Origin of the sequence: Pseudomonas citronellolis, assembly GCF_029335315.1 — a bacterium.
GTDB lineage: Bacteria > Pseudomonadota > Gammaproteobacteria > Pseudomonadales > Pseudomonadaceae > Pseudomonas > Pseudomonas citronellolis_A.
Genome location: NZ_JARJLT010000035.1, coordinates 1 through 13,168, shown reverse-complemented (window position 1 = coordinate 13,168; position 13,168 = coordinate 1). Strand labels below are relative to the sequence as shown.

Annotated in this window: 10 protein-coding genes; 9 read left to right on the top strand and 1 reads right to left on the bottom strand. The window is 66.9% G+C overall.

Annotated elements, in window-relative coordinates; translation table 11 throughout:
- Nucleotides 1-105 precede the first annotated feature (105 nt).
- The gene (locus tag P3W75_RS02805) at nucleotides 106-1,050 is read right to left on the bottom strand and encodes a DUF1853 family protein (protein ID WP_276225854.1); all 945 of its coding nucleotides are present in this window, start codon (nucleotides 1,048-1,050) and stop codon (nucleotides 106-108) included.
- Between the two features lie 106 nt (nucleotides 1,051-1,156).
- On the opposite strand from P3W75_RS02805, the gene P3W75_RS02800 reads away from it, so the two are divergent.
- The 9 genes from P3W75_RS02800 to P3W75_RS02760 form a co-directional block, all read left to right on the top strand.
- Nucleotides 1,157-2,044: an NAD(+) kinase gene (locus P3W75_RS02800; protein ID WP_276225853.1), complete on the top strand. Its 888-nt coding sequence runs from the start codon at nucleotides 1,157-1,159 to the stop codon at nucleotides 2,042-2,044.
- Nucleotides 2,041-3,024: a metallophosphoesterase gene (locus tag P3W75_RS02795; protein ID WP_276225852.1), complete on the top strand. Its 984-nt coding sequence runs from the start codon at nucleotides 2,041-2,043 to the stop codon at nucleotides 3,022-3,024. The genes P3W75_RS02800 and P3W75_RS02795 overlap by 4 nt, the downstream gene beginning before the upstream one ends.
- 14 nt (nucleotides 3,025-3,038) lie before the next feature.
- Nucleotides 3,039-3,887 carry a rhomboid family intramembrane serine protease gene (locus P3W75_RS02790; protein WP_430765331.1) on the top strand — a complete coding sequence of 283 codons (849 nt, stop codon included), beginning with the start codon at nucleotides 3,039-3,041 and terminating at the stop codon, nucleotides 3,885-3,887.
- Nucleotides 3,888-4,035: 148 nt separating this feature from the next.
- The gene (locus P3W75_RS02785) at nucleotides 4,036-4,296 is read left to right on the top strand and encodes a YeaC family protein (protein ID WP_276225850.1); all 261 of its coding nucleotides are present in this window, start codon (nucleotides 4,036-4,038) and stop codon (nucleotides 4,294-4,296) included.
- Nucleotides 4,297-4,299: 3 nt separating this feature from the next.
- Nucleotides 4,300-5,127 carry a DUF2797 domain-containing protein gene (locus tag P3W75_RS02780; protein WP_276225849.1) on the top strand — a complete coding sequence of 276 codons (828 nt, stop codon included), beginning with the start codon at nucleotides 4,300-4,302 and terminating at the stop codon, nucleotides 5,125-5,127.
- A gap of 54 nt (nucleotides 5,128-5,181) precedes the next feature.
- Nucleotides 5,182-7,839: an aminopeptidase N gene (gene pepN, locus P3W75_RS02775; RefSeq protein ID WP_276225848.1), complete on the top strand. Its 2,658-nt coding sequence runs from the start codon at nucleotides 5,182-5,184 to the stop codon at nucleotides 7,837-7,839.
- Between the two features lie 350 nt (nucleotides 7,840-8,189).
- Nucleotides 8,190-9,290, top strand: a complete 1,101-nt coding sequence (locus P3W75_RS02770; RefSeq protein ID WP_276225847.1) for a YCF48-related protein — start codon at nucleotides 8,190-8,192, stop codon at nucleotides 9,288-9,290.
- 13 nt (nucleotides 9,291-9,303) lie between these two features.
- The gene (locus tag P3W75_RS02765; RefSeq protein WP_276225846.1) at nucleotides 9,304-11,685 is read left to right on the top strand and encodes an efflux RND transporter permease subunit; all 2,382 of its coding nucleotides are present in this window, start codon (nucleotides 9,304-9,306) and stop codon (nucleotides 11,683-11,685) included.
- Between the two features lie 551 nt (nucleotides 11,686-12,236).
- Nucleotides 12,237-13,168: FHIPEP family type III secretion protein (locus P3W75_RS02760; RefSeq protein ID WP_276225845.1), on the top strand; the 932-nt coding region annotated here is incomplete at its 3' end.

Here is a 13,168-nt window from a genome sequence, read left to right as displayed (position 1 = left end):
AATAACCGTTCGCGGTTATCCGCCGTTGGCTTTTCGCGCCAACGCCGACGGCGGATAACGCCTTGGGCGTTATGCGCCCTACGGGGCTTCGGCGCGCGTAACGGGTCAGTGGGAATAGCCGTTATGCACCCGTGGCCAATGGTCGCCGACCAGGAACAGCCGCTCGGCCTCGTGCCATTCGCCTTGCTCCGCCTCCAGGCGTACCAGCAGTTGCGGGAACGCGTCGTCCGGCAACTGCGCCAGCCAGGCGTCGAAGGTCTCTTGCGTCCAGGTCTCCGCTTCGGCCTTGCGCGCCGGGGCCAGCCATTCGCCGCGCGGCAGCGGTTGCCAGCGTCCCTCGGTGCGTTGCCGATAGTCCTTCCAGTCCTGGCGATGCAGCCAGGTGCCGCGCAGGTGCGCCGGGTTGGCGTCCTGGGGTGGCGGGCAGGCGCCGGGCCAGGGGTAGAACAGGTAGCCGCCGAGCCAGAGCGCGGCCTGCGGCGGCGCGGGGCTGAGCTGGGCGATCAGGGCGCGGCCGTGCTCGCTGTCGGACAGCGGCAACTGGTGCTCGCGCAGGTGGCGCAGCTTGTTCGCCAGGCGGTCTTCCGCGCCCGGCCCCAGCCAGTCGCGTGGACCGGCCGGCGCCGGGCCGAGGTAGAGCTTGATGGCCAGCTCAAGGTGGTGCAGGCCCTGGTCGTCCTCCAGCAGCAGGTCGAGCTCGCCCAGGGTGTGGCCGCCTTCGCGCACCGCCAGGTTGGCGCCGAGCAGGCGCAGGTCCGGCGCCCGCTCCAGGGCGAATTGCCAGAGGCGCTCGTAGTAACGCCCCAGGCGTTGCTGCGGCGCCGCCTGCAGCCAGGCGTGCAGCGCCTGCGGCGCGCGTTCCAGGTCGAGCAGCCAGGCGACCAGTCGTTGCGGCTCGCGCAGCCAGCGGCTGGCCGCCAGCGGGTGGCGCAGGGGCAGGGCGCCGGCCGCGAGCATCGGCTCCGCGAGCAGGGTCCAGGCGAGATCGCGGACCTGGGGCTGGCGCAGTTCGGCGAGCAGTTCGCCGAGCGGGGAGGGCGATGGAGTCATGGGTGCAGCCTAGCCGTTCGCGACGGCCACCGCGCGGGTTTGCCGCTGTTCGGGCGTTTCGCCCATAATTCCTGGATTCCCCGCTCGCACCGCCGCCTGGAGTCTCATGGAATCCTTTCGCAATATCGGCATCATCGGCCGCCTCGGCAGCACCCAGGTGCTGGAAACCATTCGCCGGCTGAAGCGCTTCCTCACCGAGCGGCACCTGCACGTGATCCTCGAGGACACCATCGCCGAAGTCCTGCCCGGCCACGGCCTGCAGACCTGCCAGCGGAAGATCATGGGCGAGATCTGCGACCTGGTCATCGTGGTCGGCGGCGACGGCAGCATGCTCGGCGCGGCCCGCGCCCTGGCCCGGCACAAGGTGCCGGTGCTGGGCATCAACCGCGGCAGCCTGGGCTTCCTCACCGACATCCGCCCGGATGAGCTGGAAACCAAGGTCGCCGAGGTGCTCGGCGGCCAGTACATCGTCGAAAGCCGCTTCCTGCTCGACGCCCAGGTGCGCCGCCACGGCGAGTCCATCGGCCAGGGCGACGCGCTCAACGACGTGGTGCTGCACCCCGGCAAGTCGACGCGGATGATCGAGTTCGAGCTGCACATCGACGGCCAGTTCGTCTGCAGCCAGAAGGCCGACGGCCTGATCGTCGCCACGCCCACCGGCTCCACCGCCTACTCGCTGTCCGCCGGCGGGCCGATCATGCACCCGAAGCTGGATGCCATCGTCATCGTGCCGATGTACCCGCACACGCTGTCCAGCCGGCCGATCGTGGTCGACGGCAACAGCGAGCTGAAGATCGTGGTGTCGCCGAACATGCAGATCTACCCGCAGGTGTCCTGCGACGGCCAGAACCACTTCACCTGCGCCCCCGGCGACATCATCACGGTGAGCAAGAAGCCGCAGAAGCTGCGCCTGATCCACCCGATCGACCACAACTACTACGAGGTCTGCCGGACCAAGCTCGGCTGGGGCAGCCGCCTCGGGAGCAACGAGTGAGCGAACTCGACCCCGGCCGGGGCTACGACCTGATCGGCGACGTCCATGGCTGCGCGCACACCCTCGACCGCCTGCTGGAACAGATGGGCTACCAGCTGCGCGGTGGCGTCTGGCGCCACCCGCGGCGCCAGGCGCTGTTCCTCGGCGACATCGTCGACCGTGGCCCGCGCATCCGCGAGGCGCTGCACCGGGTGCACGACATGGTCGCCGCCGGCGAGGCCCTGTGCATCATGGGCAACCACGAGTACAACCTGCTCGGCTGGTCCACTCCGGCGGCGCCGGGCAGCGGCCGCCAGTACCTGCGCGAGCATACCCCGCGCCACGCGCGGCTGATCCAGGAAACCCTGGACCAGTTCGAGGGCCACCCGGGCGACTGGCGCGACTTCCTCGGCTGGTTCCAGCGCCTGCCGCTGTTCCTCGACGCCGGGCGCTTCCGCATGGTCCACGCGTGCTGGGACGGCGAGCTGATCGACTCGCTGCGCCGGCAGTTCCCCGACGGGCGCATCGACGAGGCCTTCCTGCAAGCCTCCGCCGAGCACGGCAGCTTCGCCTACCAGGTGTGCAACCGCCTGCTGCGCGGCACCGACATGCGCCTGCCGCACGGCATGACCCTGACCGGCGGCGATGGCTTCACCCGGGCCTTCTTCCGCACCAAGTTCTGGGAAGAGGACCGCGCGCCGGAAACCTACGGCGACATCGTCTTCCAGCCCGATGCGCTGCCCGACGAGGTGGCCGCCGAGCGCCTCAGCGCCGAGCAGAAATCCAGCCTGCTGAGCTATGGCGCCGACGAGCCGCTGCTGTTCGTCGGCCACTACTGGCGGCGTGGCGCGCCGGCGCCGATCCGCCCGAACCTGGCCTGCCTGGACTACAGCGCGGTGATGTACGGCAAGCTGGTGGCCTACCGGCTGGACCAGGAAACGCGCCTGCAGCGCGACAAGTTCGTCTGGGTGGACGTGAAACGTCCGGGAGAGGATCAGTGACTGCGATAGTGGCGATGCGCCTTCCCCTGTCGGCGGACCTGGCCGGTTTCGTCGGCCTGCTGCAGCGCCTCAACCTGCCGTTCCGGGTCAGCGAAGAGTCCGGCGAGCAGGTGCTCTGGGTACCCGACGAAGGCCTGGCGGAGCAGGTGCGCGAACTCTACCAGCGCTTCCCGCAGGGCGATCCGGAGCTGGCGGCGGCGCCTCGGCGGCGGCGTCATGGCCCCGGTTTCGCCGAACAGTTGCGCCTGAGCCGGATGACCGCCCTGGTGCTGCTGGCGACCTTGCTGGTCGCCGCCGTGACCCTGCTCGGCAGCGACCCGGACACCCTGCGCTGGTTCACTTTCCAGGACTTCCGCATGGTCGGTGACGACCGCCTGATGTTCGTGCCGCTGGCCCATGGCCTGGAGGCGGGGCAGTGGTGGCGGCTGCTGACGCCGATGCTGATCCACTTCGGCTGGCTGCACCTGGCGATGAACGGCATGTGGTTCTGGGAACTGGGCCGGCGCATCGAGTACCGCCAGGGCGGCCTGATGCTGCTGGGGCTGAGCCTGGGCTTCGGCCTGGTGTCCAACGTCGTGCAGTTCCTGGCCAGCGGGCCGAGCCTGTTCGGCGGGCTGTCCGGGGTGCTCTACGGGCTGCTCGGGCACTGCTGGATCTTCCAGCTGCTGGCGCCGACCCCGGCCTACCGCCTGCCCAAGGGCGTGGTGGGGATGATGCTGATCTGGCTGCTGGTGTGCCTGTCGGGCGTCATCGACCTGCTCGGCTTCGGCTCCATCGCCAACGGCGCGCACGTCGGCGGCCTGCTGATCGGTTGCCTGACCGGCGCGCTGGGCGGGTTGCTGGCGCGTCGACGGGGGATGTGAGCGTTCGCGAGCAAGCTCGCTCCTACGGAAAAGCGGCGCCCCCTGTAGGAGCGAGCTTGCTCGCGAATCCGCCGCCTGACCTGTGTCCGTGCGCCGAAGCGCCAGGCCCGGTAGAATGCCGGCTTTGCCCCCAGCAGGAGCCGGCCGCATGTCGTCCTTCGCCGAAACCATCGAGAACATCACCCCGGAAATCTACGAGAGCCTCAAGCTCGCCGTGGAGATCGGCAAATGGCCGGATGGCCGCAAGCTGACCCCGGAGCAGAAAGAGCTGTGCCTGCAGGCGGTCATCGCCTGGGAACTGCAGAACCTGCCCGAGGACCAGCGCACCGGCTACATGGGCCCGCAGGAGTGCGCCTCGCACGCCGAGCCGATCCCGAACATCCTGTTCTCGACCAACACCCTGCACTGATCGATGAACGAGCTTGGACGCGGCGCCCTGAGCAAGATGTCGGCGCGCCTTGAAAGCCCCGTGCAGTACGCCTTCCGCCTCGGCGACGAGGAGGTGGCGGTCAACCCGCTGATCGGCAAGACCCTGCGCCTGGAGTACCTGGGCGCCATCCACTGCTGCCATTGCGGGCGCAAGACGAAGAAAAGCTTCAGCCAGGGCTATTGCTACCCCTGCTTCACCAAGCTGGCGCAGTGCGACAGCTGCATCGTCAGCCCGGAGAAGTGCCACTACGCCGAAGGCACCTGCCGCGAGCCGGAGTGGGGCGAGCGCTTCTGCATGACCGACCACGTGGTCTACCTGGCCAACTCTTCGGGCGTGAAGGTGGGCATCACCCGCGCCACCCAGGTGCCGACCCGCTGGATCGACCAGGGCGCGCGCCAGGCGCTGCCGATCCTGCGCGTGGCCACCCGGCAGCAGTCCGGGCTGGTCGAGGACCTGCTGCGCAGCCAGGTGGCCGACCGCACCAACTGGCGCGCCCTGCTCAAGGGCGAGGCCGAGCCGATGGACCTGGTGGCCATCCGCGAGCAGCTGTTCGAACACTGCGCCGAGGGGCTGCGCGAGCTGCAGCAGCGCTTCGGCCTGCAGGCGATCCAGCCGGTCACCGACCTCGCGCCGATCGAGATCCGCTACCCGGTGGAAGCCTACCTGGCGAAGATCACCAGCTTCGATCTGGACAAGACGCCGGTGGTGGAGGGTACCCTGCAAGGCATCAAGGGCCAGTACCTGATCTTCGATACCGGCGTCATCAATATCCGCAAGTACACGGCGTACCAGCTTGCCGTCAGTGCTTAACTAGTTCTCCCGGCCGGCGCGATCCGCCGGCCGCCTTCCAAGGGACCAGAAGCCATGCGTACCGAGCAACCGAAAGTCATCTACCTCAAGGATTACCAGGCGCCCGAGTACCTGATCGACGAGACGACCCTGACCTTCGAGCTGTACGAGGACCACACCCTGGTCCACGCGCAACTGGTCATGCGCCGCAACCCGGAGCGCGGCGAGGGCCTGCCGCCGCTGGTGCTCGACGGCCAGCAGCTCGAACTGCTCTCGGTGTCCCTGGACGACCGCGCCCTGGAGGCTGGCGACTACCAGCTGGACGAGAACCACCTGACCCTGCAGCCGACCGCGAAGCAGTTCACCGTCGACAGCAGCGTGCGCATCCACCCGGAGACGAACACCGCCCTGGAAGGCCTGTACAAGTCCGGCAAGATGTTCTGCACCCAGTGCGAGGCCGAAGGTTTCCGCAAGATCACCTACTACCTCGACCGCCCGGACGTGATGAGCAGCTTCACCACCACCGTCTCGGCCGAGCAGCACAAGTACCCGGTGCTGCTCTCCAACGGCAACCCCATCGCCAGCGGCGCCGAGGAGGGCGGGCGGCACTGGGCGACCTGGCAGGACCCGTTCAAGAAGCCGGCCTACCTGTTCGCCCTGGTCGCCGGCGACCTCTGGGCGGTGGAAGACAGCTTCACCACCATGAGCGAGCGCGAAGTCGCCCTGCGGATCTACGTCGAGCCGGAAAACATCGACAAGTGCCAGCACGCCATGGACAGCCTGAAGAAGTCCATGCGCTGGGACGAGAAGGTCTACGGCCGCGAGTACGACCTGGACATCTTCATGATCGTCGCGGTCAACGACTTCAACATGGGCGCCATGGAGAACAAGGGGCTCAACATCTTCAACTCCAGCTGCGTGCTGGCCAAGGCCGAGACCGCCACCGACGCCGCGCACCAGCGCGTCGAGGGCGTGGTGGCCCACGAATACTTCCACAACTGGTCCGGCAACCGGGTGACCTGCCGCGACTGGTTCCAGCTGTCGCTCAAGGAAGGCTTCACGGTGTTCCGCGACAGCGAGTTCTCCGCCGACATGAACTCGCGCACGGTCAAGCGCGTCGAGGACGTGGCCTTCCTGCGCACCAACCAGTTCGCCGAGGACGCCGGCCCCATGGCGCACCCGGTGCGCCCGGACTCGTTCATCGAGATTTCCAACTTCTACACCCTGACCGTCTACGAGAAGGGTTCGGAAGTGGTGCGCATGATCCACACCCTGCTCGGCGCCGATGGCTTCCGCAAAGGCACCGACCTGTACTTCGAACGGCATGACGGCCAGGCGGTGACCTGCGACGACTTCGTCAAGGCCATGGAAGACGCCAATGGCGTCGACCTGACCCAGTTCAAGCGCTGGTACAGCCAGTCCGGCACCCCGCGCCTGGCGGTGCAGGAGAGCTACGACGCGGCGGCGCAGAGCTACACCCTGACCTTCCGCCAGAGCTGCCCGCCGACCCCCGGCCAGCAGGACAAGCAACCCTTCGTCATCCCGGTGGAAATGGGCCTGCTGGACGGCCTGGGCAACCCGCTGCCGCTGCGCCTGCAGGGCGAGGACACCGCCCACGGCAGCAACCGCGTGCTGCAGGTGAACGCGGCGGAGCAGTCCTTCACCTTCGTCGGCCTCGCCGAGAAACCGCTGCCGTCGCTGCTGCGCGGCCTGTCCGCGCCGGTGAAACTGAGCTTCCCCTATGGCCGCGACCAACTGATGTTCCTCATGCAGCACGACGAGGACGGCTTCAACCGCTGGGACGCCGGCCAGCAACTGTCGGTGCAGGTGCTCCAGGAGCTGGTCGGCCAGCACCAGCGCGGTGAAGCGCTGGTGCTGGACGAACGCCTGATCACCGCCTTCGGCACCCTGCTGCAGGACAACGCGCTGGACCAGGCGATGGTCGCCGAGATGCTCTCGCTGCCCAGCGAGGCCTACCTCACCGAGCTCAGCGAGGTGGCCGACGTCGACGCCATCCACGCCGCCCGCGAATTCGCCCGCAAGCGTATCGCCCAGGCCCTGCGCGAGCCGCTGTGGAAGCGTTACCAGGCCAACCGCGAGGCATCGCGCAAGACGCCCTACGTGGCCGAGGCCGAGCACATCGCCCGGCGCAGCCTGCAGAACATCGCGCTGTCCTACCTGATGCTCGAAGGTGGCGACGAAGTGCTGGCGGCCTGCCTGGAGCAGTACGAGGCCTGCGACAACATGACCGAACGCCTCACCGCCCTCGCGGTGCTGGTCAACTCGCCGTACGCCGACGAGAAGGCCAAGGGCCTGGAAATGTTCGCCGACTACTTCAAGGACGACCCGCTGGTGATGGACCAGTGGTTCAGCGTGCAGGCCGGCTGCACCCAGCCCGGCGGGCTGGAGCGCGTGCAGGCGCTGATGGGCCACCCGGCCTTCACCCTGAAGAACCCGAACAAGATCCGCGCCCTGATCGGCGCCTTCGCCAACCAGAACCTGGTCAACTTCCACCGCGCCGACGGCGCCGGCTACCGCTTCCTCGCCGACCAGGTGATCACCCTCAATGCGCTCAACCCGCAGATCGCCTCGCGCCTGCTGGTGCCGCTGACCCGCTGGCGCAAGTACGCCCCGGCGCGCCAGGCCCTGATGCGCGCGGAACTGGAGCGCATCCTGAGCGCCGGCGAGCTGTCCAGCGACGTCTACGAGGTGGTCAGCAAGAGCCTCGCCTGATCCGCGAAACGCTCGACGAAAAGGTGTTATCGGCGCACGCCGGTAACACCTTTTTTATTGCCTGTTACTGTCGCCGGAATGCCCGTGGAACGATCGCTGCGGCAAGTGTCCGAGTGTTTCCGCAAGGGCTTCGGAAGTGCCGCTCAATAGCCTGAGTGTTACCGACGGTATCTGTTTTGTATCCGCTGGAGGCCGCGTGGCGACTGGGCTGCAGCGATTCCTAGTCCTTTTGGATGAGTTCCGTGGTGCTTAACAAAAGATAACGCGCCTTTAATTGTCAGCCCCGGGAAAGGCTGGCATATAACGCTCACTCCATATCCGCCTGCAATAAGAAAAAGAGGTATAGGCATATGCGTGAGCCCATGCGGCACGCCATACGCGAGCAGTCCGTAGCTTCGCTCGGACACCGGATTTCCGGCTCGCTCCTCCCCCTGCGCAAGTCGATCTCGCTGCTCGGCGCGCTTTCCTTCCTCTGGCTGGCGGCCGCGCCGCTGGCCGCCAGCGCGGCCGAAGCCGCCGCCGGCGCCGACGATGGCTACGCCATCAGTTCGGCCAAGGCCGGCAACAGCCTGCTGCTGAGCGTCAGCCACGCCGGCAAGCGCCTGGTGGCGGTCGGCGATCGCGGGCACATCCTGTTCTCCGACGACAACGGCAAGACCTGGGCCCAGGCCAAGGTGCCGACCCGGCAGATGCTCACCGCCGTGTACTTCGTCAACGACAAGAAGGGCTGGGCGGTCGGCCACGACGCGCAGATTCTCGTCAGCGACGACGCCGGCGCCACCTGGACCCGCCAGTTCGAAGACCTCAAGCGCGAAGCGCCGCTGCTCGACGTCTGGTTCCAGGACGAGAACCACGGCCTGGCCGTGGGCGCCTATGGCGCCATGCTGGAAACCCGCGATGGCGGCAAGAGCTGGGAAGACGTCAGCTCGCGGCTGGACAACGAAGACCAGTTCCACCTCAACGGCATCGCCGCCGTGAAGGACTCCGGCCTGCTGGTGGTCGGCGAGTCCGGCAGCCTGTTCCGGTCCAAGGACTGGGGCGAGACCTGGGAAAAGCTCCAGGGCCCCTACGAGGGTTCGCTGTTCGGCGCGGTCGGCACCGCCAAGTCCGGCACCGTGCTGGTCTACGGCCTGCGCGGGCACCTGTTCCGCTCCAGCGACTTCGGCGACCACTGGGAACAGGTCGCGCTGCCCATCGCCGGTGACGGCAACCTGGAATTCGGCCTGGCCGAAGGTTCGCTGCTGCCCGACGGCAGCATCGCCGTGGTCGGCAACGGCGGCAGCGTGCTGCTGAGCAAGGACGACGGCCAGACCTTCAGCATCTTCAACCGCCCCGACCGCCTGGCCCTGGCCGGCGTCGGCGCGGCCGGCGACGGCAACCTGGTGCTGGTCGGCCAGGGCGGCATCCACCTGGCTTCGGCGACCGGCGCCGAGCTGACAGAACAACAATGAGCCGGGGGACGCCATGAACGCAGTCAACTCGCACCACCAGGACAAGGCGACCTTGCTCGAGCGCCTGATCTTCAACAACCGTCCCATCGTGATCGCCATCTGCCTGCTGGTGACGCTGTTCCTCGCCTTCCAGGCGACCCAGGTGCGGCCGTCCACCAGCTTCGAGAAGATGATCCCGCTCAAGCACCCGTTCATCCAGAACATGCTGAGCCACATCAACGACCTCTCCAACCTCGGCAACACCGTGCGCATCTCGGTGGAGGCGGTGAACGGCGACATCTTCACCAAGGAGTACATGGACACCCTGCGGCAGATCCACGACGAGGTGTTCTACATCCCCGGCGTCGATCGTTCCGGCCTGAAGTCGCTGTGGAGCCCCAGCGTGCGCTGGACCGAAGTGACCGAGGAAGGCTTCGCCGGCGGCGAGGTCATCCCGCAGACCTACGACGGCTCGGCCAAGGCCCTGGAAAAGCTCCGTGACAACGTGCTCAAGTCCGGCCAGATCGGCCGCCTGGTGGCGAACAACTTCAAGTCGAGCATCGTCGACGTGCCGCTGCTGGAGGTCTACCCGGACGCCAAGGACCAGAGCAAGCTGCTGAAGCTGGACTACCGCCAGTTCTCCCATGAACTGGAAGAGAAGATCCGCGACAAGTACCAGGCGCAGAACCCGAACGTGAAGATCCACGTGGTCGGCTTCGCCAAGAAGGTCGGCGACCTGATCGACGGCCTGCTGATGGTGGTCGGCTTCTTCGGTATCTGCTTCGTCATCACCCTGGTGCTGCTGCTGTGGTTCACCAAGTGCGTGCGCTCCACCATCGCCGTGCTGTCCACCACCCTGGTGGCGGTGATCTGGCAGCTCGGCCTGCTGCACACCATCGGCTTCGGGCTGGACCCGTACTCGATGCTGGTGCCGTTCCTGATCTTCGCCATCGGCATCTCCCACGGGGTGCAGAAGATCAACGGTATCGCCCTGCAGTCCAGTGACGCGGAAACCCCGCTGCTGGCCGCGCGGCGCACCTTCCGCCAGCTGTTCCTGCCGGGCATGATCGCCATCCTCGCCGACGCCGTGGGCTTCATCACCCTGCTGGTGATCGACATCGGCGTGATCCGCGAGCTGGCCATCGGCGCCTCGATCGGCGTGGCGGTGATCGTCTTCACCAACCTGATCCTGCTGCCGGTGGCGATCTCCTACATCGGCATCAGCAAGCGCGCGGTGGAACGCAGCAAGAAGGACGCGGTGCGCGAGCATCCGTTCTGGCGCCTGCTGTCCAACTTCGCCAGCTCCAAGGTAGCGCCCATCTCCATCCTGATCGCCCTGGTGATGTTCGCCGGCGGTCTCTGGCAGGGCCACCACCTGAAGATCGGCGACCTCGACCAGGGCGCCCCGGAACTGCGTCCGGACTCGCGCTACAACCAGGACAACGACTTCATCATCCGCAACTACTCCACCAGTTCCGACGTGCTGGTGGTGATGGTTGAGTCGGCGGCCGAAGGCTGCTCCGCGCACCAGACCCTGCAGGCCATCGACGAGTTGTCGTGGAAGCTGGAGAACACCGAGGGCGTGCAGTCGGCCATTTCCCTGGTGACCGTGTCCAAGCAGGTCATCAAGGGCATGAACGAAGGCAACCTGAAGTGGGAAACCCTGTCGCGCAACAAGGACGTGCTGAACAACTCGATCAGCCGCGCCGACGGCCTCTACAACAGCAGCTGCTCGCTGGCGCCCCTGCTGGTGTTCCTCAACGACCACAAGGCCGAGACCCTCGACCGTGCCGTGGCCGCCGTGCAGGAATTCGCCAAGGACCACGAGAAGGACGACCTGAAGTTCAAGCTCGCCGCGGGTAACGCCGGCATCGAGGCGGCCACCAACGAGGTGATCAAGCAGTCCGAGCTGATCATCCTGATCCTGGTGTACATCTGCGTCGCGGCCATGTGCATGATCACCTTCCGCTCCTTCGCCGCGACCCTGTGCATCGTCCTGCCGTTGATCCTGACCTCGGTGCTGGGCAACGCGCTGATGGCTACCCTCGGCATCGGCGTGAAGGTCGCGACCCTGCCGGTGATCGCGCTGGGCGTGGGTATCGGCGTGGACTATGGGATCTACATCTACACCCGCCTGGAGTCCTTCCTGCGCCAGGGCCTGTCGTTGCAGGAGGCCTACTACGAGACCCTGAAGTCCACCGGCAAGGCCGTGCTGTTCACCGGCCTGTGCCTGGCCATCGGCGTGGCCACCTGGATCTTCTCGGCGATCAAGTTCCAGGCCGACATGGGTCTGATGCTGACCTTCATGCTGCTGTGGAACATGTTCGGCGCGCTCTGGCTGCTGCCGGCCCTGGCCCGCTTCCTGATCAACCCGGAGAAGGTCCGCCTGAAGAAGGCCTCGATCCTGGTTCACTGATCCTGGCGTGACAACGAAAAACCGCGGCCTTGGCCGCGGTTTTTTTTCGCCTGCCGGAACGGCGGCGGATAACGCTTGGGGCGTTATGCGCCCTACGCAGCCCCACCCACGCCATTCCCCTGTAGGAGCGGGCCATGCCCGCGATTCGCGCGCAGGGCGCGCTCCTACAGGGAGGCGATGCCGAGGTGTTTTTCGTAGGAGCGAGCTTGCCCGCGAACAGGTTTTGCCGGTGGCGTAGGTTGGGGCTCAAGAGCGCCCTCTCCCCAACCCGCTCCCGTAAGCGGGAGAGGGGGTTGTCCTGAGCGGCCGGAAAATCCGGAGCAATCCTGATACGCCTGGCTACGTCGCCACTCCCCGCGTAGGGCGAATAACCGTTCGCGGTTATCCGCCGTTGGCCTTGACCGCCCCCCGGAATTTCGTCGGAAATCCGCGCCCCAGCTAGCCCCGGCAAAGTTGGAACACTTCCTGCAAATACCCCTGCGACGCCACCGACGGCGTCAAAAGTTTGATGTCGGCGGGCCCAGGCCCGCGCCAGGGTAGGGGAGTTCGGGGTGGATCGTACGCAATTGATCGGAACAGTGCGCAGCAACCTGTCCGGGTTGGGCCGTGGCAACCTCGGGGTGCCGCTGCTGCTGCTCGCCATGCTGGCGATGATGACGCTGCCGATCCCGCCGTTCCTGCTGGACGTGCTGTTCACCTTCAACATCGCCCTGTCCATCGTCGTCCTGCTGGTCAGCGTGTACGCCCTGCGCCCGCTGGACTTCGCCGTGTTCCCGACCATCCTGCTGGTCGCCACCCTGCTGCGCCTGGCGCTGAACGTCGCCTCCACCCGCGTGGTGCTGCTCCACGGCCACGACGGCCACGCCGCCGCCGGCAAGGTGATCCAGGCCTTCGGCGAGGTGGTGATCGGCGGCAACTACGTGGTCGGCATCGTGGTCTTCGCGATCCTCATGATCATCAACTTCGTGGTGGTCACCAAGGGCGCCGGGCGTATCTCCGAGGTGAGCGCGCGTTTCACCCTCGACGCCATGCCCGGCAAGCAGATGGCCATCGACGCCGACCTCAACGCCGGTCTCATCGAGCAGGCCGAGGCGAAGAAGCGCCGCGCCGAAGTGGCCCAGGAGGCCGACTTCTACGGCTCCATGGACGGTGCCTCGAAATTCGTCCGCGGCGACGCCGTCGCCGGCCTGCTGATCCTCTTCATCAACCTGATCGGCGGTGTCGCCATCGGTGTGATCCAGCACTCCATGTCCTTCGGTGACGCCGGCAAGGTCTACGCCCTGCTGACCATCGGTGACGGCCTGGTGGCGCAACTGCCGTCGCTGCTGCTGTCCACCGCCGCGGCGATCATGGTGACCCGCGTCTCCAGCTCCGAGGATATGGGCCAACAGGTGCAGCGGCAGATGTTCGCCTCGCCCAAGGCGCTGGCCATCTCGGCTGCCATCCTCATCGCCATGGGCCTGGTCCCGGGCATGCCCCACGT